The organism is Streptomyces sp. KL2 (assembly GCF_046529545.1).
Classification (GTDB): domain Bacteria; phylum Actinomycetota; class Actinomycetes; order Streptomycetales; family Streptomycetaceae; genus Streptomyces; species Streptomyces radiopugnans.
In genome coordinates this window covers 5,342,886-5,368,532 of record NZ_CP127170.1, presented here as the reverse complement: position 1 = coordinate 5,368,532, position 25,647 = coordinate 5,342,886, and the positions used below count along the sequence as shown (strand labels likewise).

The following is a 25,647-nucleotide window of genomic DNA, read 5'->3' as shown; positions in this document are numbered from 1 at the left end:
GGTATAAGAATTGGCTCGCATCACGCCCGGGCGACTCGCCCGGGCGTGCGTGATGCGGCGGGACCGGCACGGGCGGCCCGACACGGACAAGGAGCGGTGGAACATGGTGGAGATCAAGACCGACGCGGCACTGGAGGCCATGCGGGAGGCCGGACGCGTCGTGGCACGGGCCCTCGCGGCCGCCCGGGACGCGGCGGGCGTCGGCGTGTCCCTGCGGGAGCTGGACGAGGCGGCGCGCGCCGTCCTGACCGAGGCGGGGGCGCGCTCGCCCTTCCTGGGCTACCAGCCCTCCTTCGCGCCCACCCCGTTCCCGGCGGTGATCTGCGCGTCCGTCAACGACGCGATCGTGCACGGCGTCCCCGACGGCTACCGGCTGCGCGACGGCGACCTGGTCAGCGTCGACTGCGGCGCGGAACTCGACGGCTGGACCGGTGACGCCGCCGTCAGCTTCATCGTGGGCACCCCCCGGCCCGCCGACCTGGAACTGGTCAAGGCCACCGGGGAGGCGCTCGACGCGGGCATCGCCGCGGCCACCGCCGGGAACCGGATCGGCGACATCTCGCACGCCATCGGCTCCGTCGCCGCAGCCGCCCGCTGCGGCATGCCGCGGGACTTCGGCGGCCACGGCATCGGCCGCCGCATGCACGAGGACCCCCACGTGCCCAACCGCGGGCGCCCCGGGCGCGGTTTCCCCCTGCGCCACGGACTGGTCCTCGCCATCGAGCCGATGCTGATGGCCGGCGGGAGCGACGCCTACCGCACCGACACCGACGGCTGGACGCTGCGCACCGCCGACGGCAGCCGGGCCGCCCACATCGAGCACACCGTGGCGATCACCGAGGAGGGCCCGCGCATCCTCACCCTGCCCTGACCGGGCCCGCGCCGGGCTCCCGGCGGGCGATCAGCTGGAAGAGGCGGGCGGTGTGCCGGTAGGCGGGCCGGTCGGTGACCGCGAGTTCCAGCCGCTCCAGGTCGGCGTAGAAGGCGGGGTCGTGCTTGCGCTCGTCGTCGGTGATGTAGTCGCTGATGCTGCGGATGCCGTAGTGCGCCGCCCCCGGACAGCCCAGGCCGTCCAGTCGGGAGGCGATCTCCTCGGCGGTGTGGAGCAGTATGGCGGTGCCGAAGGTGCGGCCGTCGGCGCGGTCCCGGTCGAGGGCCGCCAGCGCGGCGGCCGGGTCCGGCTCGCGTACGGCCGCGACCAGCGGTGCGGAGTGGCGGTTGACGGCCATCACCGACACCACGCCGCCCTCCCGCAGCGGCGCCACGGCCGCGGCCAGCATCCCGGCCGCCGCGTCCGGACAGTCCGCGTACTGCAGGACGTTGTGGCACAGCACGACGTCCCAGCCGCCCGAGGCGACATCCTGCGGCAACTCCTCGATGCGGGCCCGGACGCGGGTGACGCGGTCGGCGACTCCGGCCGCCTCGGCGCGTTCCCCGGCGGCGGCCAGCATCCCGGGGGCGCAGTCCACCACGGTCACGCGGTGGCCGCGAGCCGCGAGCCGGACGGCGTCGCCTCCGTCTCCCCCGGCCAGGTCCAGGATCCGCAGCGGGCCGCCGCCGAGTCCGTCCAGGTGGCGCAGGAGGTTGGCCTCGGCGAGGGTGAAGCGCAGCCGCCCCCAGGGCGCCTGCTGCCACTGCCGCCAGGCGGCCATGGACGAGTCGAACCTCTGAGCTGCCCCGGACATGCGAGGAGCCTGACCCGGGCGCCGACTCGGCGATCACAGGCCGGAGTTATGGTCCGTACCAATACTCCGCCGATGTATTGCCCCCGCGTACCGGGCGGCCCAAGCTGTCGGGCATGGACCTGGAACTGCGGCACCTGAAGACGATCCGGGCGATCGCGGACGCCGGCAGCCTCACCCGGGCGGCCACGGCGCTGGGTCTGGCCCAGCCCGCGCTCAGCGCGCAGCTCAAGCGGATCGAACGCGCCCTGGGCGGGGCGCTGTTCACCCGCGGCCGGTTCGGGGTCCGGCCGACCGCGCTGGGCGAGCTGGTGCTGGACCGCGCCGGTGTGCTGCTGCCCGCGGTGCGCGAACTCCAGGAGGAGGCCGTGCGGTTCGCGCGGGCGTGGGAGGGCATGCCGCGCTTCCGGCTCGGCGGTACGCACGGGCCGCTGCTGGGCGGCCTGGTGGACCGGCTGGCGGAGTCCCACCCGCAGATCGCGGTGACCACTCGCACCTCCTGGTCGGAACGGGAGATCGCCGCGCTGGTGGTCGAGGGACGGGTGGACTTCGCACTGGTCGGCGCCTGCGGGGAGAGTCCGCCGCCCGCGGCGGACCGGCTGGTGTGGCGGGAGATCGCCGTCGATCCGGTGTTCGTGATGCTGGGCCGGGACCATCCGCTGGCCGAGCGGCGCGAGGTGGAACTGGAGTCGCTGGCGCGGGAGTCCTGGGCGGACGTGCCGGGGGACGGCTGCTTCGCGGACTGCTTCGCCGCCGTCTGCGCCCGCGCCGGGTTCACCCCCGCCCGCGTCTACGAGACCGACACCGCCTCCTGCGTCCACCTGGTGCAGGTGGGACGGGCGGTCGGCCTGTGCCGGGCGACGTTCCCGCCGGCCCCGGGCGTGGTGACCCGTCCGCTGGCCGGGGCGCCGCTGCGCTGGCGGCACCTGATCGGCTGGCATCCGGGCTCGCCCGCGGCGGGTGTCGCGGGCCCGGTGGTCGCCCAGGCCCGCGCGGCGCACACCGAGGCCGCCGCCCGCAGCACCAGCTACACCCGGTGGCTGGCGGACCACCCCGGTTTCGGCGCGGCCTCCCCGACGGCGGTCGGATGACGGTCCGATAACCGCCGGACGGCACCGCCCCGCACGACACGCCGGAGCACCCGACCGGTGCCGCGGCGGCCCGCTCGGCCGCGCCGCCAAAGGACTGGCTGGGGAACGGAGTTGTGCGGTGGCGGGCGGGCCGCTGGTCCGGGCGTACGCCCGGACGGATGCGGAGTGCCGGTACCACCCCCGCGACGGCATCCCCCGGTCCGCTACAGTCCGTCGTCCTGGGAAGTGCCACAAGGGGGCTGAATGCGTCGCGATACATGCCCGGTCTGCGAGCAGCGGGCGCCGGTGACCGACGGGGTCATCGGCCACCACGAGAGCGAAGGCCGAAGCTGCCGGGGAGCGGGACGGACCGCCGCGGAGGCCCCGGCCCCGCGGGAGGACGTTCCGCGTCCCGCGGGGAAGGACCTGTCGAAGACGGCCGCACGCCTGTCCGTGATCCTGGCGCTGGCCGGCCTGATCCTCCTCGTCCTCGGGATCGTTCTCGGTTCCGTGCCGCACATGGCGGGCGGTACCGTCTTCCTCCTCGCGGCGGGAGCCGGTGTCCTGGCGAGCCGCCACGCCTCGGCGGGCGGACGCGGTGCCGCACGTGAGGCGGCCGGTGAGCGGACCGCCGAGCGGGGCGGGGCGAAGGAGAGCGGAGCCGAGGAGACGGAGAAGACGGCGGAGGAGACGGCCGCCGTCCACGCCGGGCCGGGCTCGTCGGCCGAGCCGCGGCGGGCGGCGGAACACCGCGGGTACGGGGAGGAGAGCGTCTCCGGTTCCGTCCTGGTGGAGGCGGTCTCCGTGGAGGAGAGCGCACCGGAACGGCTCTCGGTCGGCGGTCTGTTCATCTCCGACCCCGGCACATCCGTCCCGAAGCCGGGGCGTTCGGTCCTGGAGGACCGGGAGGACCGGGAGGAGAGCCGGGATCCGGCTCCCCGCGCACCGGAACCCGAGCAGGACACACAGGAGCCGGAGGCGCGGGAGCCGGACGCACAGGAGCCGGAGGCGCGGGAGCCGGAGACGCGGGACGACGACCCCGCCGCCCTCGCGGTGAAGGACGGGACGCCTGCCGCGGAGACCGAGGCCCCCGCCGAGATCCCCGCCCCCCGCGCCGAGGAGACCGCCCCGGCCGCCGTGGAGGTCACGGAGCCCGTGCAGCCCGCGGAGGCCGTCGAGGACAGGGCCGCGGCCCCGGAGCCCTCCGCCGGGACCGAGTCGTCCGCGCCCGCCGAGACGTCCGCGCGGGACGCCGGAGAAGCCGCCGAGGTACCCGACGCCCCCGTGGCTGAGGACGCGGCGCCGCGTACGCCGGAGACGGAGACGGAGACGGAGACGGAGACGGAGACGGAGACGGAGACGGAGCAGACTGCCGAGGACCTCGACGGGGCAGTGCCGTCCGCGCAGTCCGCGCCCGCCGCCACGGAGCCAGCCACGGAGCCAGCCGACGACGAGTCCGCGGCCCCGGAGCCCGAGCGGACCGCCGACGAGCCCGCCGCGCTCATCGTGAAGCAGGCCGCCCCGTCGGCCGAGGAGGCCGGAGCACCCGGCACCCCCGCCCTGGCCGCCGCCTCCACCACACCGTCCGCCGAGCCCGAGCCCGAGCCCGAGCGGACCGATTCCGGATCCGAGCCCGACGGCGGCCCGCTCGCCCGGCAGGCGGAGGCCGCCGGAATGGACACCGAGACGCTCCGCGAGATCGCGCAGGCGGTCGTCACCGAGCAGAACGCCAGCATGGTCTACGTGCAGCAGCGCTTCTCCCTCTCCCGTACGGCCGCCCGGCGCGCCCTGGACGCGCTCGAGCAGCTCGAAGTGGTCTCGGCCCCGGCCAAGAACGGGCGGCGCAAGGCCCTGGTCACGTCCCTGGACCACCTCGCCCCGGTGGGCAAGCGCTGAGCCGCTTGCGGCAGTGCAGCGGAAACCGCAGGCCACAAGGGGTACGGCGGCTTCCATAACGCGGTGGGGAGAGGGGAGTTGACAGCTCCTCTCCCCACCGCGTCCGCGTCTACGGTTTCGGTCACCCCGACGAAACCGAGGAGATCCACATGCTCCACAGACGCGTCGCAGGCGCGTGCGCGGCCGCGGTGGCGGCCGGCGCACTCACCCTGACCGCACTGCTGCCGGGCACCGCGACGGCCGATCCCGCCGCGTCCGCCCCGCGGAAGGCGGACGCCCGGCAGGCCGCGTCCGCCCTGTCCTCCCTGCCGCCCGGTCTGCTGAAGGCCATGCAGCGCGACCTCGGCCTCACCGCCGGCCAGGCGAAGGACCGGCTGGTGAACGAGAGCCGGGCCGGGGCAGCCGCCGGAGAGCTGCGCCTGGCGCTCGGCGGCGACTTCGCCGGCGCCTGGGTGTCCGGCGACGACGCCGCGACCCTCACCGTGGCCACCACCGACGCCTCCGACGCCCGCCGGATCTCCGCGAAGGGCGCCCGGGCGAAGGTCGTCGAGCACACCCTGGCCGAACTCGAGGCCGCCAAGGCCGGACTGGACCGCGCCGCCGAGAAGAACTCCACCACCGCCGCGCCGGTGTGGTACGTCGACGTCAGGACCAACTCCGTCGTCGTCCACGCCTCCGACACCGCCAAGGCCCGCGCCTTCGCCGAGGCCGCCGGAGCCGACAGCGACCTGGTGCGCGTGGTGAAGTCCGCCGAGAAGCCCCGCCCGCTGTACGACCTGCGCGGCGGTGACGCCTACTACATGGGTGGCGGCGGGCGCTGCTCGGTCGGTTTCCCCGTCACCAAGGGCAGCCAGCAGGGCTTCGCCACCGCCGGCCACTGCGGCCGCACCGGCACCAGCGTCTCGGGCTACAACCAGGTGGCGCTGGGCGCCTTCCAGGGCTCGTCCTTCCCCGGCAACGACTACGCCTGGGTCGCGGCCAACTCCAACTGGACCGCCACCCCGTACGTGAAGACCTCCAGCGGCAGCGTCCAGGTGGCGGGCTCCACGCAGGCGGCGGTGGGGGCGTCCATCTGCCGCTCCGGCTCCACCACCGGCTGGCACTGCGGCACCATCCAGCAGCACAACACCAGCGTCACCTACCCCGAGGGCACCATCACCGGCGTGACCCGGACCTCCGTGTGCGCCGAACCCGGCGACTCCGGCGGCTCCTACATCTCCGGCAACCAGGCCCAGGGCGTCACCTCCGGCGGCTCCGGCAACTGCCGCACCGGCGGCACCACCTACCACCAGCCGGTCAACGAGATCCTGTCCGTGTACGGCCTGACGCTGAAGACCGCCGGCGGCGGCCCGGGCCCCGAGCCCACCGACCCGCCGGGTGAGGAGCCGGGCGGCACCTGGAAGGCCGGCACCGTCTACGCGGCCGGCGACCGGGTGACCTACGGGGGCGCGACCTACCGCTGCCTCCAGGCCCACCAGGCGCAGCCGGGCTGGGAGCCGCCGAACACCCCGGCGCTGTGGCAGCGGGTGTGAGCACGGTCCGAGGCCGACTCCGAGTCCGGCCCCGGGTCCGTTCCTGACCACCACCGCGAGCCGCCCGGGTGCGCGGGCGGCACAAGGCCGGAGGGCGCCCCATGGGGGGAGCGCCCTCCGGCCCGCCGTGCGCCGTGCGCCGTGCGGCCGGAGCGGGCCGCCGTTCTACGGCACTTCCCGGTAGGCGTGCGGGGCGACGCCCGTCACCTTGCGGAAGACCCGGCTGAAGTAGGCGCGGTCGTGGAAGCCGACCGCGCGGGCGACGGTCTGGACGCTGTCGCCGCTGTGCCGCAGCCGCTCCTTGGCGCGCTGGACGCGCAGCCGGGTCAGGTACTCCCACAGCGGTACTCCCAGTTCGCGGTGGAAGAGCCTGCTGAGGTGGTCCTCGCTGACGCCCGCGGCCCGGGCGACCTGCCAGCGGGAGATGCGGTGGCGGTAGTGCTGTTCGAGGTAGACCAGCGCGCTGCGGACCGGGGCTCGGGTGCGGGAGGGCTGCGGGGACGAGGGGGAGGACGGGGACGGCGGTCCGGCGCGGCGTGCCATGGCGGCCAGCAGGGCGGCGGTCTCCGCGTCCGTGAGGATGCCGCGGCCCAGGAACACCATGCCCGGATGCGGCTCCGCGCGGCGTACGTCGTCGGCGGTGAAGCCCTCGTCGCCGACCATCAGGACGGGGGTGTCGGAGCGTTCCGCTCCGTCGTGCGTCGCCTCGGCGACGTCGAAGCCGTCCATGTCGGGCAGGGTGCGGCAGACGACCAGCAGGCAGGGGGCGTCCTCGGCGATCAGGGCCAGCGCGGCGGCGCCGTCCGCGGCGGTGCGCACGGTACGTCCCGGCAGCGCCCCGGCCAGCAGCCGCCGCCACTGCTCGCGGCGGGCCGCGCAGGGGTCGGCGACCACCGCGGGGGCGGTGAGCCCTGGGGGCCGCAGGGCTCGCAGCGCCCGGTCCAGGTCGGGGCCGGAGACCGGGCCGTAGAGCAGGAAGGGGGTGTGGCGCAGCGCCGGGTGGTCGTGGAGGCGCCGGACGGCCGACCACTCCTGCGGCCGGGCCCCTTCGGCGTCCCAGACGACGGCGGCCGGCCCGCCCTCCGCGACGAGGGAGGCGAGGTCGTCGTCCGGGTCCAGGCGGCGCAGCGGCAGGTTCTGCCGCCGGGCGAGGGCGGTGGCCTCGGGGGGCGGCACGGTGGCGGCGGCGACCAGGAGGGTGCGGCCGGTGCCCGGGGCGGCTCCGGGTGCGGGGGCAGGGGCTGTGCCGGCGGTCTCCGCCGGGGTGGGCAGCGGCAGGTCCAGGCGGAAGCCGCTGCCGGCGGGGCTGCGGTCGAGTGCGGCCGTTCCGCCGTGCAGGGCGGCCAGGCGCCGGGCGATGGCGAGGCCGAGGCGCGAGCCGGGGGCGCCCGAGGCGAAGGGCTGGAACAGGTGCTCGGCCTCGCCCGGCGGTACGCGCAGTCCCGTGGCCAGGACGCGGACGCGCAGCAGGGCGGGCAGGACCTCGGCGGTGAGCCGCAGCCGTCCGCCGTCGGCGAGGTGCCCGGCGGCGGCCAGCAGGTTGAGGACGATCTGGCGCAGCCGCGGGGCGTCGGCCTGTACGGCGGGCAGCCGGCGGGGCAGGGCGAGCCCGTGGTCGGCCGAGGCGAGGAGGGGGTGCCGGACGGCGCCGTGGAACGCCTCGACGAGCACCGGGCGCGGGTCCAGCAGCCGCCGGGACAGGTCCAGGGCGTCGATCTCGGACCGGGACAGGTCCAGCAGGTCGTCGATCAGGCGCAGCAGGCGTGCGGCGTCGCCGTGCGCGCGGCGGAGGGCGTCGGCCGCGCCGGTGTCCGTGCCGGTCTCCGTGCCGGAGCCCGGGCCGGGGGCGCGGGTGTGGCGCAGGATGGCTTCGACCGGGGTGCGCAGTTCGTCGGTGGCGTTGTCCAGCAGGCGGGTCTTGAGCCTGCTGGCCCGTTCGGCCGCGTCGCGGGCCCGGCGGACCTCGTCGAAGAGCCGGATGCCCTTGAGGGCGGCGCTGATCTGGTCACCGAGCGCCCGGTAGAGCGCGCCCCGGCGCGCGGCGCCTGTGCCCGCTCCCCCGTCCGGGTCCCCGTCCGGTCCCTGCCCCGGTCCGCCGTCGAAGAGGGCGAAGCCGAGTTGCTCCTCGCCGATGTGGAGGGGTTCGACGACCAGGGTGAAGCGGCGGTCCTGGGGCAGCAGCCGGTCCGGCAGCAGCAACCGGGCCGGATGGGGCGCACCGTCGTCGTCCCACTCCGGCCGGGGGCGCCCGGGCTCCCCCGGTCCGTCCGGCCCGCCGGGTGCGCCGGCGGGTGCGGGCACCGGCCGGGCCAGGATGCGGCCGGCGCCCTCCCCGCTTAGGTGACCGCCCTCGTAGAGCGCCAGACGGCAGCCCGGCACACCGGTGTCCGGCAGATGGCGGGCGAGCGCGCCGGTGAGGGCCTCCATGTCCACGGCGGTGGTCAGCGCGGTGCCCAGCTCCCGCAGCCGGCGCGCGTCCTGCTGCTCGGCCCAGCGCTCGTATTCCAGCAGCCGGTGGGACTTGTCGGCCACCATCAACCGGGCCTGCCCCAGGAGCCGTTCGGCCCTCGCCCGGGCCTCGGGGGCCAGGCGCGGGGCGAGCAGGCCGCGGGCGCGCAGCAGCGAGCGGTCCCAGTCGGCCGCGTCCCCGGCGGTGCGGACGCGGTCGCCGACCAGGCGCTCGACCAGCGGGAGGAAGACCTCGCCCCGGCCGCCGGCGGACTCTCCCCCGGCGGGGTCCAGGTCCGCGCGCAGCGCGCCGGCCAGCGCCGTTCCGTGTTCCGGCAGTTCCCCGAACGGCTCTCCGCGCCCCTCGTCCTCCCCGGCCTCCTCCCTGCCCTCCTGTGCTCCCCGGACCTCCTGAGCCCCCTGGGTGACGAGAGGCGAGTGGCAGCCGCAGGAGCGGCGGACGACCAGGGCGCCCGGCACCGCGCGCCGGGCCGGCGGCGCCGTGCCGCGCAGCCGGGCGAGGAGGGTGTCCACGGCCAGCTCCCCGAGCTCCGCGAAGGGCAGGGCGACCGAGGTCAGCGGCGGGTCCGCCAGCCGGGCCTCCAGCGAGTCGTTGAAGCCGACGACGGCCACGTCCTCGGGCACCCGTACGCCGCGCCCGGTCAGAAAGCGCAGGGCGTCGGCGGCCAGGACGTCGCTGCAGGCGACCACCGCGTCGAAGTCGCGGCCGGGCCGCAGGCCCCGTACGTCGGTCAGGACCCGCATCGCGGCGGCGCCGGCCCCGCCGCCGAAGTCCGCCGAGGCGACGGTCAGGGAGCGGTCCGGGGTGATGCGGTGGCGGGCGAGGGCGTCGGTGTAGGCGCGGTGGCGGTCGCGGGAGACGGGGTTCGCCAGCGGCCCGCGCACACAGGCGAGCCGGCGGCGGCCGTGGTCCTTCACCAGGTGGCTGACGGCCGCGCGCATCCCGGCGTAGCTGTCCAGTTGGAGGGTCTCGTGGTCCTCCAGGGCCCGGTTGAGGCTGACGACCGGTAACTCCCGCAGCCGCCGCACCAGCCGGGCGGCCCGCTCGTCGCCGTCGTCCGGCAGGCCGAGGGTGGATGTCCAGCAGATGACGCCGTCCAGCCGTTCGGGGCCGACCAGTTCGTACAGCGCGGTGCGCGGCGCGCCCGCCGGTCGCAGGGGGCCTCCGGGGAAGCACACCAGGTTGACGTCGCACCGCTCGGCCGCCGCCAGGACGCCCGACCACAGGGTCGCGCCGACGCCCAGGTGGATGTTGGCCGTGACCAGCCCGATGGTGGGTCTTCCCTTCCCCGCGCCTTCCCTCCGCGCCGGTACGGGTCCGCGTTCCGCCATGGCCTGCCTCGCTCGTCGCTCGGTGACGGCCCCCCTCGCCCTGCGGTGTCCCCTCCCCCGGGGCGCAGGACGATAGCGGCGGGTACGCGTCCGGGCAAGACAGACGGTGGTCTGCCCTGCCCGGACGGTGTGGGGTGGGGTGAGGTGAGGTGGTTCGGCGGACGGTGCCGGGTCAGATCTTCCCGACGCCCGCGCCCGCGGTCACGATCGACTTCACCGACGAGGCGTTGTCGGCGGTGTAGCCGTAGGGGATGGAGGCGACGGAGCCGCCGGTCTCGCCCGAGCCGGAGTTGACGAAGTGGTTGTTCCTGGCCGCCAGGCCGCCGTCGTCCGAGGAACCCTCACCGCGGTGGAAGGGGTCCCTGACGTTCTCGAAGTAGTTGCCCTCCACCAGCACGCCGGCGTTCTCGGTGGAGGCCACGCCGTAACTGCCGATGTTGCTGTAGTAGTTGTTCAGGACGTGGACGGGGTTGCCGAAGCGGACCCGCGGGTGGCGCTGGTTGGTCCCGTCGAACCAGTTGTGGTCGTAGGTGACCCGCAGCTTGCCGCTGTCCTCGCCGCCGTTGCTGTCGGAGTGCCCGAGCAGGAACGTCTTGTCGTGGTGGTGGACGCGGTTCCAGGACACCGTGATGAGGTCCGAGGCGCGCTTGATGTCGAGGGCGCCGTCGTTGGCGTTCGAGATGTCGTTGTGGTCGATCCAGACCTTGGTGGAGTACTGGACGTTGATGGCGTCGTCGTTCGAGCCGGTGAAGGTCAGGTTGCGGATGATCACGTTGCTGACGTTGCTGACGTTCAGCCCGCTGCCGGTGATCTTCCCGGAGGTGCCCACGCCGACGATGGTCTTGTTGGACGCCACCTTGGTCATGCTGCCGAGGTTGATGGTGCCGTTGACCCGGACGACCTTCGAACCGCTGCTCTGCACTTCCTGGACGAACTGGCTCGCGTTCGTCACGGTGACGGTGGGTCCGCCCGCGCCGCCGGTGGTGCCGGCGCCGAAGCCGATGGGCGAGTTGGCCGCCAGCGGGCTCGGCGCCGGCGCCTCCGCGGCCGAGCCGCTGAGCGCGTTGACACCGGTGAGGGTCATGGCGGCGGCCGTGGCGGCCACGGTGCCGATCAGCTTGAAGCGTGCGCTCGTCCTGCGCATGGGGGGTGCTCCATCCGATGAGGGGGGATTTCACGGATACGCATGCGTGTGTTCGTTCCGTTACCGCGCGGCGACTCCTCACCGATGCTAGGGCGGCGTCTGTGGACGATGACGGTTGCCGTGTGGACTATGGCGCGCACATGGCCGTAAGGCCCCTCACCGGTCGAACGGCCCGTGAACGCGGCGGAGTCCACGGCGCGGGCCCGGCCGGCCCGGTGAACGCGGTGAACGCGACGGGCCCGGCGACGTCCGGGGGTGCGGCAACGCCCGGCCCGCCCAGAAGACTCGTACAGGAGAACGGTTTTGATCAAGGCCTGTGCAACGGGTGCGTTCATCGGTATTTTTCGCCCCCTGCCGCCCGGAAAGCGATGCGGCGGAGGTCCGGTCATGGGGGTGCCGTGCGCGATTTCAGCCTTCCGCCCGTGGTGGAGCCGATGCGGACGGGAGGGTTGGCGGACTCGGTCCACGAACTGGCCGAGCGCGACCCCGGCTTCGCACAGCTCGCCCGCCGCGAGGACCCCGCGGGCGGTGAGTGGGCCACCGTCACCGCCGCCGCCTTCCGCGACGAGGTGAGGGCCCTGGCCAAGGGCCTGCTGGCCGACGGCATACGGTTCGACGACCGGGTCGCGGTGATGGCCCGCACCCGCTACGAGTGGACGCTGTTCAGCTACGCGCTGTGGACGATCGGCGCCCAGGTCGTGCCCGTCTACCCCACCTCCTCCGCCGAGCAGGTGCGCTGGATCCTGGCCGACGCGCAGGTGGTGGCGATCGTCGTCGAGCACGAGGAGCACGCCATGACGGTGGGCTCGGTGTGCGACGCGGCACCGTCGCTGCGCCGCATCTGGCAGCTCGACACCGGTTGCGTGCGGGAGTTGGCCGAGCTGGGGCGCGGCGTCACCGACGACCTGGTGGACCGCCACCGCCTCGCGGTGGCACCGCGCTCGGTCGCCGCCGTCACCTACACCTCCGGCACCACCGGGCGCCCCAAGGGCTGTGTGATCACCCACGCCAACCTCGCGGCCGAGTGCGACATCCTGCTCGCCGGATGGCCCGGCCTCGTCGCCGCGCAGGGCGAGCAGCCGTCCATCCTCGCCTTCCTGCCGCTGTCCCACATCTACGGACTGATGGTGCAGGTCTTCTGCATCCGCAACGGCATACTGCTGGGCCACCAGCCCGAGATCGCGCCCTCCCTGCTGCTGCCCGCGCTCGCGTCCTTCAGGCCGACGTTCGTCTTCGCCGTCCCCTACGTCTTCGAGGAGATCTACCGCAGGGCGCGGCAGGTCGCCCTGGAGGCCGGCAAGGGCGATGTGTTCGACCGGGCGATGGACGTCGCGGTGCGCTACGCCGAGGCCGTGGAACGGCACGACGCGGGCGCGGGCCCCGGCCCGGGGCCGATGCTCAGGGCCTCGCACGCGCTCTTCGACCGCACCGTCTACCGGAAGCTGCGGGCGGTGCTGGGCGGGCGTGTGCGGTACGCGGTCTCGGGCGGCTCCACGCTGCGGCGCGAACTCGGCCTGATCTTCGCCGGCGCCGGGATCACGGTCTACGACGGCTACGGACTGACCGAGACCACCGCGGCGGTGACCGGTCAGCCGATGGGCCGCGTCAAGTTCGGCACGGTGGGCCGCCCGATGCCGGGCCACTCCGTCCACATCGCCCGCGACGGGGAGATCTGGGTGCACGGCGACGTCGTCTTCGCCGGCTACCTCAACGACCCCGAGGCGACCGCCAGGGTGCTGCGGGACGGCTGGTTCGCCACCGGGGACGTCGGTCACCTGGACGACGAGGGCTATCTGGTCATCACCGGGCGCAAGAAGGACATCATCGTCACCAGCGGCGGCAAGAGCGTCGCCCCGCAGGTCCTGGAGGACCGCGTCCGCGCCCATCCGCTGGTCTCCCAGTGCCTGGTCGTCGGCGACGACCGCCCCTACGTCGCGGCGCTGATCACCCTCGACCCCGACGCGCTGGAGCACTGGTTCCGCCTGCGCGAGAGGGAGCCGCTGTCCCCCCGGGAGATCCTGCGCGACGAGGAACTGCACGCGGAGGTCCAGCGGGCGGTGTCCAAGGCCAACAACGCGGTGTCGCGGGCGGAGTCCATCCGGGCCTTCCGGATCCTGCCCGCGGAGTTCAGCATGCGGGACGGCCTGGTCACACCGTCGCTGAAGATGCGGCGGGCGGCGATCACGAAGATGTACGAGGCGGAGATCGAGGCCCTCTACGCCTCCTGAACCCGGCGCCCGGATCGCACGGAAGCCCCGAAAAGCCGTGCCCGGAAACGGAGTTGACGCCCCCGGCGGGGCCACGGCACCATCCGCCGGGTGGAGATCACCGACCTCACCCCGGCCGAGCTCCGCGTGTGGCGGGCGTTCCCGCTCAACGAGGGCGTCGATCTCCGCGAGAGCGCGGACGACGACCCGGCGGACGGCGCGTCGTGGGGCCCCGGGCGCACCGTCCGCGCCGAAGTGCTGCGGGCGCTGCTCCTCGACGGCCCCACCACCGGTGGCCGGGTGCCCGGCCTGAAGCTGACCGGCGCGCGCGTCACCGGCCGGCTGGACCTCATGTACGGGACGGTCGAGCCCGCCATGCGGCTGCGGTCCTGCCACTTCGAGAAGCCGCCGAACCTGTACGGGGCGCAGGTCCGCGCCCTCGTCCTGAGCGACTCGGTGCTCCCCGGCCTCACCGCCGGCACCCTCCGCGTCGACATCGTGCTGCGGATGACCGGCTGCCGGGTCACCGGCCCCGTACGGCTCGCGGGGGCGCAGCTGTCCGGGGCGCTCTTCCTCGACGGCGCGGTGCTGGGTGTCCCCGGAGCGCGAAGCGGCCGGCCACCGGGCCCGGAGCGGGAGGATTCCGGGGAACGGCCGGAACCGGCCCTCCAGCTCAACCACGCGACGGTCGGCACCGACGTCTGGGCCGTCGGCCTCACCGCCCACGGCCGGGTGCGGATGGACGGCACCACTGTGGGCGGGCTGGTGAACCTCGACGACGCCGAACTGCACGACCCGGACGGCCTCGCCCTGGAGGCCGAGACCCTGTCGGTCGGCACCGACCTGCGCGCCGCCCGGCTGCGCGCCCGCGGAATGGTCAACCTCAGCGGCGCCACGATCCCCCGCCGGCTCGTCCTGAGCTCCGCGCGGCTCTCCACCCCCACCGGGCAGGCGCTGCGGGCCAGCGTCAGCACCATCGGCGAACTGTGGCTGCGCGGCACGGCCCCGGTGCAGGGGGCCGTGAACCTGCGCGGCGCCCGGATCGACCTGCTGGAAGCCGCCCCGGAGGTGTGGCCCGAGCGGGTCAGGATCGACGGGCTCACCTACCGGCGGCTGTCCCCGCATCTGCCCGCCGAGCGTCGGCTGCCGCTGCTGGAACGTGAGGAGACGGGTTATCTCCCTTACGCGTACGAGCAGTTGGCCACCGCGTACCGCACCGCGGGCGACGAGGTGGGCGCCCGCACCGTGCAACTGGCCAAGCTCCGGCGCCACCGTCGCACCCTGCCTCCGTACGCCAGGCTCTGGGGGTACGTCCAGGACGTGACCGTCGGTTACGGCTTCCGCCCGATGCGCGCCGCCGGATGGCTGCTGGTCCTGCTGCTCACCGGCACACTGGCCTTCGCCCGGGAGCGTCCCCGCCCGCTCAAGGCCGACGAGGCTCCCGACTTCAACCCCGTCTTCTACACCCTCGACCTGCTGCTGCCGATCATCGGCTTCGGCCAGGAGGCCGCCTTCGCGCCCCGGGGCGCGCACCAGTGGCTGGCGTACCTGCTCATCGTCACGGGCTGGATCCTGGCCACGACCACCGCGGCGGGCGTCACCCGCGCCCTCAGCCGCCAGTGAGCGCAGCCGCGGCGGGCGGCCAGGACCGGGAACCGCTCCCCCGACAAGCTCTGGGCCGACCCGGCGTTCCCCGGTCCCGCTTCACCCCGGCAGGCCAGGCGTCCGGGCCTCAGGCACCCCGGCCCGCCCGGGGCGGGCGCTCAGCCCGCCCGGGCGGCGGCGAGGTGGGCTTCCACCGCGGCGACACCGTCAATACCCTGGCACAGGCCCACGACAACCGGGACGAGACGCGCTTCCGGGACGTCCCCCCGAAGGGTGACGACCCCGTCCCGGACCTCGACCGCGACGGTGTCCTCGTCCAGGCCCAGGATGTCCCCCAGGACGTCCTGCTCGACCTCGTCGCGGATCTCGGCGTCGGAGCGGATGAAGACGTCGAGCAGGTCGCTGCGGGTGACGATGCCGGTGAGGAGCCCGTCGTCGTCGACCACCGGCAGCTGCTTGACGTGCCGCCTGCGCAGTTCCCGCGCGACACGGGGGATCGTCCAGTCGGCGCGGGCCGTGAAGACGGGGCTGCTCATGAGCGCCCCCGCGGTCCGGGCCCGGGCCTTGCCCCAGGAGCGCTCGTCGTCTCCGTCCTGCCCCTGCGGATCGGGCATGCCGGTCTCGTGCCGCAGCACGTCGGACGCGGACACGACGCCGACGGGGGCGCCGTCGTCGTCGACGACCGGGGCCGCGACGATGTCGTTCGCGTCCATCAGGGCGGCGACCTCCGGCAACGGTGTGTCGGGGCGGAAGGTGACCACGTCCTCGGTCATCACGTCACCGACCGTGTGGCGGTACAGCATGGCATCGGCCTCCTCCGCGTTACGGCGGGGCCGTCGCGCCCTCGTCGGCCCGTCCGCGCCGTCCTCCTTCCCCATGACAACACCGCGCCGCTCCGGCGGCCAGTGCCGTTCGGCCCGACGGGGAGGCCGGCGGTCCCACGACCAGGGCCGCTGTCCTATCCTCGGCCGATGCGCTTACACCCCATCGACCGCCCGGCCGATCTCGACACGGTCCGTGAGTCCTATGACCGGGTGGCCGACAACTACGTTCACATGGTCCAGACGACGGGCTGCGGCGACATCCGCACCCATCCCTGGCTCAAGGCGTCGATCGACGCCTTCGCCGACACCGTGCGCGGACTCGGCCCCGTCCTCGACGTCGGCTGCGGCCCCGGAACGGTGACCGCCTACCTCGCCGAACGCGGGCTCGACGTGTCCGGGGTCGACCTCTCCCCCCGCATGATCGAGAACGCGCGCCGTCTCTACCCGCACTGCCGCTTCGACGTCGCCTCCGCCACCGACCTCGACCTCGGTGAGGCGTCCCTCGGCGGCGTGCTCGGGTGGTGGTCGCTGTTCAACCTCCCCCGTGACGTCCTCCCCCAGGTCCTCGCCATGTTCGCGCGCGCCCTGAAGCCGGGCGGACACCTCATCACGGCGACCCACGTCGGCGACGAGGACATCGCGCGCACCGAGGCCTACGGGGGTGTCCCCGTCCGCTGGACGACACACCAGTGGCGGCCGGAACAGCTCGTGGACCTGATCGAGCGGGCCGGCCTGCGCCCGGTCGCCGAGCTCCGTCTCCCCGCCGATGAGCAGACCGGCCCGGGCGTGGTCGTCATGGCCGAGCGCCCCGGCTGAGGAACAGGCGCCGGGCCCCGTCGCCCGGCGCCTGCCGCCGCCGTCCGTTCGGGTGTTCCCCGGCCGTCAGCCGAGAGCCGTGAGCGGTTAGCGCTCGCGGCAGGCCCGGCTCCGGGCGCGTGGTCCTCCGGGCCGGGGCCTGGCTGCGCCGCCCGTCCGGCGATAGGAGACGATGCAGCCCGCACAGGCACACGGAAGCGAGGCAACCTCATGACGGAACCAGCTCCGACGGACCTGATCCACCTCGCCGATCCGGACGGGAACCGCTGCATCGTGCGTATCACGGGGCGGTTCCGGCCGGGCATTCTGACCGGTCACGACATCCTGCGCGCGGACGTGCTCGCCTCCGCGAGCTTCGTCGACGCCCGACTCGACCTTCACCTCTCGCAGCGTGACCTGGACTCCTGGGAGCAGCAGCTGTCCAGCCTGGGGCCGGGCCGGACAGCCGGCATCGACTCGGGCCGCGGCCTGAGTCTCGACATCCATGTACACGAGGACGGCTGGTTGTCGATCCAGATCAGCGACCCGGACCGCCTTACGACGGTCCTGGGCGTCCGGCCTCGGGGAGACTGGATCACCGAGCACCGGGAGCGCCTGGAGAAGGTCCGGCTGACCTGGCCCCGCGAAGTCGTCGAGACGGCTCCGGGAGCCTACGAGTGGAGCCCAGGCCGTGCGCGGTGACCATCCGCCCGGGCGGCACCGGCCCCGCCTCGGGGATGATCTCCGGGAGGACACCCGAGGAGAGCCCGGAGAGAGGAAGCACATGGCCACGACACCGGACGGCCGAACCGTCCCGCCGCCGCACGCCGACGAACGCACCATGCTGGAGGGCTGGCTGGACTTCCACCGGGAAACCCTGGTGCTGAAGTGCTCGGGGCTGGACGACCACAACCTCCGTACCGCCCCGCTGGAACTGTCGCCGATGACGCTGCTGGGCCTGGTACAGCACCTGGCGGAGATCGAACGCAACTGGTTCCAGCGGGTGTTCGCCGGTCTCGACGTGCCGCCGGTCCACGCGGACGCCGGCTGGGACGGCTTCGGGCTCGTCCCGGAGCGCGGCATGGACGAGGCGCTGGCCGCCTGGCGCGCCGAGGTCGCGCGGGGACGCGAACTGACCGCCGGTGCCTCGCTGGAGGAGACCGGCAGACTTTCGGAGCAGGAGGCCGCACACATGGGCAGCGAGGACGTCTCGCTGCGCTGGATCCTGGTCCACCTGATCGAGGAGTACGCACGCCACAACGGCCACGCAGACCTGCTCCGGGAGCGCCTCGACGGCACCACCGGCCCCTGAGCGAACCCGCACCGGCACCGCTGTGGTGTCACAGTGCCCGGCGCATACAGACCCGCGGCCACCGGTCCAGGCCGTGGGCCGCTTCGCGCTCGCGGATCTTCCGCAGACCGGGAGCGAGCCCGGTGTCGTCCATGATCTGGAAACCGCAGCGTGCGTAATAAGGGGCGTTCCACGGGACCTGGGCGAACGTGGTGAGAGTCAGGGCGGGTGCGCCCTCGCTCGTGGCGTGTGCCGCCAGATGCTCCAGCAGCGACCGGCCGACACCGCGGCGCGCGCTGTCCGGATGCACCGAGACCTGCTCGACGTGGAGGTTGCCGTCGACACGGTCGGCGATCAGATATGCGACCGGGACATCGGCGCCGTTGGCCACGACCCAGGCCAGCCCGGCATGGTGGTAGCGGGCGAGCTCACCGAGCGAGAGCGGCTCGTCCTCGGCGATCTCCGGCATGCCGATGTCCCGGAAGCACTGCCCGGCGGCCCTCTCGATGTCCTGGAGGACGGGCAGCTCGTTCAGGCGCACAGCTCGGATGGACATGCACGCATTCTCCACGGCACGCCGGAAGGCGTCGGCAAACACCCCGGCACGACCGCCCGGTCCTTTCAGTGGTCCAGGGCCGCCACCTCCGCCCAGACCGTCTTGCCGACGGGGTCGCGCGGGACCGCGCCCCAGCGGGTGGCGAGGATGTCCACCAGGAGCAGACCGCGCCCCGACTCGTCGTCGGCGGACGGCGAGGGCGGGGCGGCCGGAGGCCGGACCGGGGAGGCGTCCGAGACCTCGATACGGACCACGTCCCCTCGCGCTTCGAGCGCGAGACGGAAGCCGCGTCCGGGCACGCGGCCGTGCCGTACCGCGTTGGCGGCCAGCTCGCCGACCAGCAGGGAGACGGTGCACGAGGTGTCCGACGCGGCCGGCCACCCCCACTCCTCCATGCGCCGCACGGCGAGTTTCCGGGCGAGCCGCGCCCCCTTGGCGGATGACGTGAACCGCATTGCGAACAGCGGGGGGTCGGCGTCGCCCGGGTATGCCGCGCCCGGCTGCGGTTCCTCGTCGGGCGTGGTCGTCGTCATCAGCACGAAAGCCGTCCTTCGCTTCCTTGTTCGATCCGCAACGTAGGCGGATCATTACGTTCCGTGCTTCAGGATCGACCGGCGAGCCTAGGCTCGGAAGGGGATGAAGCCTTATCTTCCAGCCCGTAAGAAACGGAAGTGATGTTTTGGCCAAGGAAGTTGATCCCGGGGCATCGATGGCAGCCCTGTTCGGTTCGCGGGTGCGCAGACTCCGCGTCGCCGCCGGGCTGACCCAGGCAGAGCTGGGCGAGAAGGCGCATGTGGTCGCCAGCCGGATCACCCAGGTCGAGCGGGCCTCCGGGGCGAGACCGACGCTTGAGCTGGCGCGCACGCTGGACGACGCGCTCGGAGCGGACAACCTGCTGGTCGACCTGTGGCCGTACGTCTACCGCGAGACGTTCCCCGACTGGTCGCGCAGGTTCATGGAGCACGCGGAACGAGCAGTGTCCATCTGCGAGTACGCGGCGCATGTGGTGCCCGGCCTGCTCCAGACCGAGGACTACGCGCGAGCCCTGCTGAGCGTCGGCCGGACGCTCAGCGGCAAGGAGCAGTTGGAGGAACGCGTCGCGGCCCGGATCGGGCGGCAGGCACGACTCTGGTCACCGGACCGTCCCGAACTGTGGGTGATCCTGGACGAGTCGGTGCTGCGGCGTCCGATCGGAGGCCGCGCCGTCATGCGGGGCCAGTTGACGAGCCTCCTCGAAGCCGCCGAAGAGCCTCACATCACCGTGCAGGTGCTGCCGTTCGACCAGGGCGAGCATGGCGCACTGGGCGGTTCCCTGACCCTGCTGACGATGCCGGACGGCTCGGAGACGGTCTACACGGAAGGCGCCGATTACGGCCAACTCGTCGAGGAACCGGCGGAGATCAGGCCGTACAGGGAGACATACGATCGACTGCGGGCGGCAGCCCTGCCCCCGCTCATGTCGCTCGACATGATCCGATCCGCGCTGGAGGACAACCGTGAAGCGAGTGTCCCGTCCCGATCTCAGCGGCGCCGACTGGCGCAGGAGCAGCTACAGCAACCAGGAGGGTGGCAACTGCGTGGAGGTGGCCGACGGCTTCCCCGGCATCGTCCCCGTCCGTGACAGCAAGGTCCCGAGCGGGCCGGTGCTGGCCTTCCCGCCCACTTCCTGGGCTTCCTTCATAAGCGAATTGAAGGCCGACCGCCGCGCCTGAGCGATCCGAGGGCCGGTGCGCGTCGGCTCCCCGGCCCGCCGGACCCTCGCCCACGAGGGTCCGGCGGGCCACGAACTCCCTTAAAGAACCGGGAGAAAGAACCCCCCTCCCACCCACCCTTTCCCCTCATCACCCGTACGGGTGATGAGCTTGCGGGTTTGAGAAGCGGGCGGTTACGTTCACCGCGACAACCGCAGACAAGTACGGCCCCCGGCCGGGACTGGCATCCCGATCGAGGGCCTGACCGATCAGGAAGAAGCGACCTTCCCAATGGCTGACTCGCATTTTAGCGCGCGTTCGCGCGCCCGCGCCGGTGCACCGACATCCGGCGTGATCCACGTACGCACCCGCCTCACCGCCAACTTCACCGTCCTCGCCAACGCCCTCGCCCAGCGGCCCGGCAGCGCGGTCACCATCGGGGTGGCGGCGTACATCGCCTCCCTGCCGGACGGCGCTCCGGTGAGCATCACCGCGCTGTGCGAGCACTTCTCCGAGGGCGAGATCCTGATCTCCCGGGCCCTGCGGGAGCTGGAGGCGTCCGGGCACCTGGAGCGGCGGCGCGAGCGCGGGCCGGACGGCCGGGTCCGCACCCGCACCTACTTCCACGACGTACCGCCGGGCGACGACGACCCGGACCCGACCCCGCCGCCCGGCCGCCGACGCCGTCCCGCACCCGTCCGCGTACCTGTGCCGGCTCCGCGTACGGCCTCCGGCCCGGCACCCCTGCCGTCTGTCCCGGCACCGGCCACCGCTGCCCCGGACCCGCTCCCGGCCGTGGTGCGGTCGCCGCAGGCGCCGCCCGCTCCGCTCGGCGAGGCCGATCCGCACGCGGTGCGGGTCCTGGCCTCCCTCCGCACCGTCGATCCCCGGCTGATCCTCTCCGAGAGCGAGGCCGCCCGGCTCGCCCCGGACGTGGCCCGGTGGCTCGCGGCGGGCGTTTCCCCCGCCCGGATCACCGAGACGCTCACCGCCGGCCTGCCCGAACGGCTCCTGGCCCGTCCGGCCCGCATCCTGGCCTTCCGCCTCGGCGAGCCGCCCCTGCCCGCGCCCGCCTTGGCCCCGCCGCCCGCCAAGCCCGCCGTCCTGCCCCTCCAGACCTGCGACGGCTGCGAACGCGCCATCCGCGCGGCCCGGCCCGGCCAGTTGTGCCGCGACTGCCGGTACGAGGCCGAGGCGGCGACCGCAGCCACCGGGAGGGCGCCGCGTGTGGCTTGCTGAAAGTCGGACGTGTCCTGCCCGGCCCCAGGTGGAAGGCTGGACGTGCGACGATGCGAGGCCTGACGACAACGGGAGGTCGATCATGGTCGACAGGTTCACGGACGGACTGCTGACGCCTGCGGAAACCTCTTCCTACCTGGAGACCCCGTCGTCGACTCTCGCATCCTGGCTGAAGGGGAAGGCCGCCGGCGTCCCTCTGGTGCACCAGGTGGAGCCGGTCCGGAGGGAGCAGCCCTCGGTACCGTTCGTCGCCGTGGCCGAAGCCCACGTCCTGCGGTCCCTGCGCTCGCTCGGCCTGCGGATGAGCGAGATCAGGGAGGCTGCGGCGGCCGTGCGGAACGCCTTCGCCACCCCCTACGGCCTGGTGTCGAAGCGGATCGCCACAGACGGTGTGGACATTTTCGTCGAGCACGGTTTCGGGGATCTGCGCAGGGCCCGGGACGGGCAGGCCCCGATTCACGAGGTCGTGTCCGACTACCTCCGTTACCTCTCGTGGGACGCCGACGACGATTTCCCCACGAGTCTGCGGCTGAGGCAGTATCCGGAGACCGTTCCCGTCGTGATCGATCCGCGATTCGGTCACGGCCGGCCTGTGGTCGCGGCGAATCGCGTCCCGGTCAAGTCCATCACCGATCTGTGGGAGGCCGGAGAGTCGGTCGAGGACATCGCCTACGACTTCGACATGTCCCCCGAGCAGGTCGACGCCCTGTGTCATGCCGTGGTGCGCCTTGCCGCCTGAGTTCTTCCTCATCGAGCGCACATGGCCCTGACGCCCTTGATGCCCCGCCCGGGGCGGGAAGAGTGCGCCGTCACCGCCGGCCGGGCCGGCCGAAAACGCGTGGCGAGCACTCTGGCACTTGACGCACAACCTGGCCGCGCACCGCGTCACATCTGGGTGTTGATGTCGTGGGTGGCAGTCGCGTCCAGTGCGTGTGGCACGACCACGATCTGTACGTCGTCCTCGTAGATGATCCGCCCCGGGTCTGCGGAACGCAGGACCCGGCAGTCGACGCCGTGCGCGGACAGAATCTCCAGATAGCCCGGAACGCGAGCGAGGAGATGAGTGGCTGACGGCTTGAACCATGCCGCCGCACCAGGGTTGATCTCGTCGTCGTAGACGCTGGGGTCAACGGTCGAGGGGTCGGTGTACGCGGCGTCGTACCAACTGTTGTTGCGGCGGCGGAAGGACTCCTGTTCGTCCGAGAGCCTTCCCTCCCTCGCCAGATTGTTGACGAGCCCGAAAACGCCGGTGAAGTGGCCTCGGCTGTTCCGGTGCGGCGATTGAAACCGCACGTACTGAACGGCCTCGCTGTCGCTGTCGATCATCCCCATCGGCACATCTTCCCACCGCTCTCACGCTCTGGTGGCTCCTTTCCGTGCCAGAGGGACGCTGTCATCCGATGTCACGAGACCCGCGCTGAAAACAAACACGCGAAAGAGGACGAAACAATCTTTGAGACGTATCACCGTCAGTCGAGGAGGAAGTGCGCGGCCAGCGCGATGGCGGGCGGCACCGCCTGCCCCAGGGAACCGCGCCACAGCCTGCGGTCGGAGACGAACAGCACGATTCCCGCGGCGATCATGAAGGCGCAGACGTAGACGATGAGGGAGCGTCCGGTGTTCACGTCGCCGGTGTGCAGGCTCACGACGCCGGCGATGAGGCCGAGTGCGAGAAAGAGGTTGTAGAAGCCGACGTTGACCCGCCACAGCCGGACCTCCGGCGCGTCGGCGGTGCTTCCCGTGAGGAAGAGCCGAATGCGCGGGCTGCCGTAGAGGAAGCTCTCCAGGGGCCATACGAAGACGTGGACCGCTGCGGCGGTCAGGGCAGCGACCTGGCTGAACACGTTCATGGGTGCATGATTCCGGGGCTCCGGACCGCACGTGGTCCGACACTCCGGTTCCCGGCCGGCCGGGCCGGGCAGGACGACCGCCCCGAGCGAGCGGACCCCGGGTCCGCCCGGGGATCGCCCGGCGGCGTCCCCGGCACCGCCGGCACCCGGCCGCCCCCGTACCGGGCTGACGCGTCCCTACAGCGGGGCCGCGTCGCGGGCGGGGGCGGCGGTGCTGGCGCGGACGGTCAGGGTGGGGTCGGGGGCGCGGCGGTGTTCGACGCGGTGACCGGCGGCGACGGCCTTGAGCCGGCGGGCGGCCAGCGCGCCGTAGGCGGCTATGTCGCGGCGCAGCGCGGTCAGACCGGGGTGGACCAGTTCGCACAGCGGTGAGTCGTCCCAGGCCACCAGGGAGACGTCGGCGGGGACGCGGACGCCCAGGCTCTGCGCGGCGCTCAGGCCGCAGACGGCCATCACGTCGTTGTCGTAGAGGATCGCGGTGGGGCGGTCGTCGCTCTCCAGCAGTGCGCGGGTGGCGGCGCAGCCCTGTTCGCCGCTGTAGTCGGCCTCCACGCTCCGGCCGATGACGCCGTGCTCGGCGGTGGCGGCGGCGAAGGCCTCGGCGCGGATGAGGGTGTGCCGCAGGACGGCGGGCCCGGTGACGTGGGCGATGGAGCGGTGCCCGAGTCCGGCGAGGTGGTCCACGGCGGTGCGCACCCCCGCCGCGTCGTCGCTCCACACGGCGGGCAGGCTTCCGGTGGCGACGGGGGAGCCGATCACCACGGCGGGCAGGCGCAGTTCCTCCAGGAGGCGTATCCGGGGGTCGTCCACCCGCAGGTCGACCAGGAAGACGCCGTCGACCTTGCGCTGCGCCCACCAGGCGCGGTAGGTGGCCGTCTCGGCGTCGGCGTCGGGCGCGACGGTGAACAGCAGGGAGGTGCCGTCCCCGGACAGCTCGCTCTGGACGCCGGAGACCAGTTGCATGAAGAACGGCTCCACACCCAGGGACCGGGCCGGGCGGTCCACCACCAGCCCGAAGGCGCCGGCCCTGCCGTCGGACAGGGCCCTGGCCGCGCTGTTGGGCTGCCAGCCCAGCTCCTCCGCGATGGCGAGCACCCTGGCCCGGGTCGCCTCCGACACCCCCGGGCGGCCGTTGAGCGCGAAGGACACCGCGCTCTTGGTCACCCCCGCACGGCGGGCGATGTCCACCATCGTGGGACGCTTCAACGCTTCTCCCTCCCGCCCGCGGTCACCGGCGAACCGGCACTCATCCTAGAGCGGCCCGCTCACGCCCGGAACACCGTTCCGAAGGCCGCGGGGCGGCCTTGGGAGGACCCGCACATCACCCGCGCCCGCCGGGGTAGGAGGCGAAGAGGACAACCGAGCGCAAAGGGCGCAGCTCGCCACGGCGGGCACACGTGAACGCTGGAGGAACCGTGCCGGGCATTCTGAGCAAGATCGCCATTTTCTCCCGAACCCCGCAGGGCCGCCGACTGACCGCGAAGGCCAGGAGGATGGCGTCCGACCCCAGGAAGCGGTCCCAGGCCAAGCAGGCGCTGAGCAGGCTGCGCGGACGCGGGCCCGGGCGCCGCTGAGGCTCCCCGTCCCCTCCCGTCCTCGCGTACCGCCGCCCGCCGCCGTGGAGACACGGCGGCGGGCGGCGGTGTGTGCTGCCAGGATGGGGACATGGTCGAGATCGGTACGGGCGGCACCGGCGGGATCGCCCTCGTTCACACGGTGGATCTGGACGCCTCCGTCCGGGCGGCGGCGCGCTCCCTGCTGGACGAGGTGTTCGAGGGGGACATGACCGACCAGGACTGGGAGCACGCCCTGGGCGGTGTGCACGCGCTGGCCTGGGAGGGTTCGGAGCTGGTGGGCCACGCCTCGCTGGTGCAGCGGCGGCTGCTGCACGGCGGCCGGGCGCTGCGCACCGGCTATGTGGAGGGGGTCGGGGTCCGCGCCGACCGGCGCGGGCGCGGGTACGGGGCGGCGCTGATGGGAGCGCTGGAGCGGGTGGTGCGCGGCGCGTACGACCTGGGGGCGCTGGCCTCCAGCGACGAGGCGCTGGACTTCTACGCGGCGCGCGGCTGGCTGCTGTGGCAGGGGCCCACCTCGGCGCTCACCCCTTCGGGCACCGTGCGTACGGAGGAGGACGACGGGTGCGTCCACGTCCTGCCGGTGGACGGTGGTGCGGCCCTGGACCTGTCCGGTGAGCTGGTCTGCGACTGGCGTGAGGGCGACCTCTGGTAGTCGGCCGGCACCGCCGGGCGGAGCCGGGTGCCCGGCGCGGCGCCGGGGCGGGGCGTACCCGTCCGGCGGCTTCCGCCGGACGGTCCATCGCGGCCTGCGCGGGCGGGTCCGCGGGAGGCCGCCGGATTCCGGCCGGAGCGGCTGCGGGTGCCCTCGGCCGTTCGGCGGCGATCCTCCGCAGACGGATTGTCTGCGGATGCCGCGGGTGTCATGCTCACAACGCCTGTCGGTAAAC

General features: G+C 73.6%; 24 protein-coding genes. 15 read left to right on the top strand and 9 right to left on the bottom strand.

The window, feature by feature from the left end; all coding sequences use genetic code 11:
- Positions 1-103: 103 nt before the first annotated feature.
- Positions 104-871, top strand: a complete 768-nt coding sequence (gene map, locus QPK52_RS24150) for a type I methionyl aminopeptidase (RefSeq protein ID WP_410539568.1) — start codon at positions 104-106, stop codon at positions 869-871.
- Here the strand turns inward: map and QPK52_RS24145 are convergent.
- A complete protein-coding gene (locus QPK52_RS24145) occupies positions 858-1,685 on the bottom strand; it encodes a methyltransferase domain-containing protein (RefSeq protein WP_410539567.1) in 828 nt (275 codons plus the stop codon). The genes map and QPK52_RS24145 overlap by 14 nt on opposite strands.
- Positions 1,686-1,798: 113 nt before the next feature.
- Here QPK52_RS24145 and QPK52_RS24140 point away from each other — a divergent pair, with 113 nt between their 5' ends.
- The 3 genes from QPK52_RS24140 to QPK52_RS24130 all read left to right on the top strand — a co-directional run bounded on the left by QPK52_RS24140 (position 1,799) and on the right by QPK52_RS24130 (position 6,180).
- The gene (locus QPK52_RS24140; protein ID WP_410539566.1) at positions 1,799-2,773 is read left to right on the top strand and encodes a LysR substrate-binding domain-containing protein; all 975 of its coding nucleotides are present in this window, start codon (positions 1,799-1,801) and stop codon (positions 2,771-2,773) included.
- A gap of 243 nt (positions 2,774-3,016) precedes the next feature.
- Positions 3,017-4,648 carry a DNA translocase FtsK gene (locus QPK52_RS24135; protein WP_410539565.1) on the top strand — a complete coding sequence of 544 codons (1,632 nt, stop codon included), beginning with the start codon at positions 3,017-3,019 and terminating at the stop codon, positions 4,646-4,648.
- A 149-nt stretch (positions 4,649-4,797) separates the two neighbouring features.
- On the top strand, positions 4,798-6,180 hold the full coding sequence (locus QPK52_RS24130) for a carbohydrate-binding protein (RefSeq protein ID WP_410539564.1): 1,383 nt from the start codon (positions 4,798-4,800) through the stop codon (positions 6,178-6,180).
- Positions 6,181-6,345: 165 nt separating this feature from the next.
- Here the strand turns inward: QPK52_RS24130 and QPK52_RS24125 are convergent, their stop codons facing one another.
- Together QPK52_RS24125 and QPK52_RS24120 are read right to left on the bottom strand one after the other, a co-directional pair.
- Complete coding sequence (locus tag QPK52_RS24125) at positions 6,346-9,981, bottom strand: substrate-binding domain-containing protein (RefSeq protein WP_410539563.1); 3,636 nt, start codon at positions 9,979-9,981, stop codon at positions 6,346-6,348.
- Positions 9,982-10,153: 172 nt separating this feature from the next.
- A complete protein-coding gene (locus tag QPK52_RS24120) occupies positions 10,154-11,125 on the bottom strand; it encodes a polysaccharide lyase family 1 protein (RefSeq protein ID WP_410539562.1) in 972 nt (323 codons plus the stop codon).
- Positions 11,126-11,523: 398 nt separating this feature from the next.
- Here QPK52_RS24120 and QPK52_RS24115 point away from each other — a divergent pair, with 398 nt between their 5' ends.
- Positions 11,524-13,353, top strand: coding sequence for an AMP-dependent synthetase/ligase (locus QPK52_RS24115; protein WP_410539561.1), 1,830 nt, complete (start codon positions 11,524-11,526; stop codon positions 13,351-13,353).
- A gap of 90 nt (positions 13,354-13,443) precedes the next feature.
- Positions 13,444-14,955, top strand: a complete 1,512-nt coding sequence (locus QPK52_RS24110) for a membrane-associated oxidoreductase (protein ID WP_410539560.1) — start codon at positions 13,444-13,446, stop codon at positions 14,953-14,955.
- Between the two features lie 140 nt (positions 14,956-15,095).
- On the opposite strand, the gene QPK52_RS24105 is transcribed toward QPK52_RS24110, so the two are convergent.
- Complete coding sequence (locus QPK52_RS24105) at positions 15,096-15,740, bottom strand: CBS domain-containing protein (RefSeq protein WP_410539559.1); 645 nt, start codon at positions 15,738-15,740, stop codon at positions 15,096-15,098.
- A gap of 168 nt (positions 15,741-15,908) precedes the next feature.
- On the opposite strand from QPK52_RS24105, the gene QPK52_RS24100 reads away from it, so the two are divergent.
- The 3 genes from QPK52_RS24100 to QPK52_RS24090 all read left to right on the top strand — a co-directional run bounded on the left by QPK52_RS24100 (position 15,909) and on the right by QPK52_RS24090 (position 17,868).
- A complete protein-coding gene (locus tag QPK52_RS24100) occupies positions 15,909-16,577 on the top strand; it encodes a class I SAM-dependent methyltransferase (protein WP_410539558.1) in 669 nt (222 codons plus the stop codon).
- Positions 16,578-16,787: 210 nt separating this feature from the next.
- On the top strand, positions 16,788-17,258 hold the full coding sequence (locus tag QPK52_RS24095; protein ID WP_410539557.1) for a DUF5959 family protein: 471 nt from the start codon (positions 16,788-16,790) through the stop codon (positions 17,256-17,258).
- Between the two features lie 82 nt (positions 17,259-17,340).
- Positions 17,341-17,868, top strand: a complete 528-nt coding sequence (locus tag QPK52_RS24090) for a DinB family protein (RefSeq protein ID WP_410539556.1) — start codon at positions 17,341-17,343, stop codon at positions 17,866-17,868.
- Between the two features lie 28 nt (positions 17,869-17,896).
- Here QPK52_RS24090 and QPK52_RS24085 read toward each other — a convergent pair whose 3' ends face one another.
- Both QPK52_RS24085 and QPK52_RS24080 read right to left on the bottom strand, forming a co-directional pair.
- Positions 17,897-18,403: a GNAT family N-acetyltransferase gene (locus tag QPK52_RS24085; RefSeq protein WP_093656329.1), complete on the bottom strand. Its 507-nt coding sequence runs from the start codon at positions 18,401-18,403 to the stop codon at positions 17,897-17,899.
- Between the two features lie 65 nt (positions 18,404-18,468).
- Positions 18,469-18,936 (bottom strand): ATP-binding protein, encoded by a 468-nt coding sequence (locus QPK52_RS24080; RefSeq protein WP_410539555.1) that lies wholly within the window; start codon positions 18,934-18,936, stop codon positions 18,469-18,471.
- 176 nt (positions 18,937-19,112) lie between these two features.
- Here QPK52_RS24080 and QPK52_RS24075 point away from each other — a divergent pair, with 176 nt between their 5' ends.
- From QPK52_RS24075 to QPK52_RS24060, 4 genes are all read left to right on the top strand, one after another.
- Positions 19,113-20,024 carry a helix-turn-helix domain-containing protein gene (locus QPK52_RS24075; RefSeq protein WP_410539554.1) on the top strand — a complete coding sequence of 304 codons (912 nt, stop codon included), beginning with the start codon at positions 19,113-19,115 and terminating at the stop codon, positions 20,022-20,024.
- Positions 19,981-20,115, top strand: a complete 135-nt coding sequence (locus tag QPK52_RS24070) for a DUF397 domain-containing protein (RefSeq protein WP_410539553.1) — start codon at positions 19,981-19,983, stop codon at positions 20,113-20,115. Before QPK52_RS24075 ends, QPK52_RS24070 begins: the two co-directional genes overlap by 44 nt.
- A 270-nt stretch (positions 20,116-20,385) precedes the next feature.
- Positions 20,386-21,333, top strand: coding sequence for a hypothetical protein (locus tag QPK52_RS24065; protein WP_410539552.1), 948 nt, complete (start codon positions 20,386-20,388; stop codon positions 21,331-21,333).
- A gap of 82 nt (positions 21,334-21,415) precedes the next feature.
- A complete protein-coding gene (locus QPK52_RS24060; RefSeq protein WP_410539551.1) occupies positions 21,416-22,072 on the top strand; it encodes a DUF433 domain-containing protein in 657 nt (218 codons plus the stop codon).
- Between the two features lie 146 nt (positions 22,073-22,218).
- Here QPK52_RS24060 and QPK52_RS24055 read toward each other — a convergent pair whose 3' ends face one another.
- The 3 genes from QPK52_RS24055 to QPK52_RS24045 form a co-directional block, all read right to left on the bottom strand.
- Positions 22,219-22,665, bottom strand: a complete 447-nt coding sequence (locus QPK52_RS24055; protein WP_410539550.1) for a hypothetical protein — start codon at positions 22,663-22,665, stop codon at positions 22,219-22,221.
- A 137-nt stretch (positions 22,666-22,802) separates the two neighbouring features.
- Entirely contained in the window at positions 22,803-23,183 is a 381-nt protein-coding gene (locus QPK52_RS24050) for a DUF1304 domain-containing protein (RefSeq protein WP_410539549.1), read from the bottom strand.
- A gap of 177 nt (positions 23,184-23,360) precedes the next feature.
- Positions 23,361-24,389, bottom strand: a complete 1,029-nt coding sequence (locus QPK52_RS24045) for a LacI family DNA-binding transcriptional regulator (protein ID WP_410539548.1) — start codon at positions 24,387-24,389, stop codon at positions 23,361-23,363.
- 209 nt (positions 24,390-24,598) lie between these two features.
- Between QPK52_RS24045 and QPK52_RS24040 the strand changes: the two genes are divergently transcribed.
- Together QPK52_RS24040 and QPK52_RS24035 are read left to right on the top strand one after the other, a co-directional pair.
- Complete coding sequence (locus tag QPK52_RS24040; protein WP_410539547.1) at positions 24,599-24,757, top strand: hypothetical protein; 159 nt, start codon at positions 24,599-24,601, stop codon at positions 24,755-24,757.
- Positions 24,758-24,848: 91 nt separating this feature from the next.
- Complete coding sequence (locus QPK52_RS24035; RefSeq protein ID WP_410539546.1) at positions 24,849-25,412, top strand: GNAT family N-acetyltransferase; 564 nt, start codon at positions 24,849-24,851, stop codon at positions 25,410-25,412.
- The last annotated feature ends 235 nt before the right edge of the window (positions 25,413-25,647 follow it).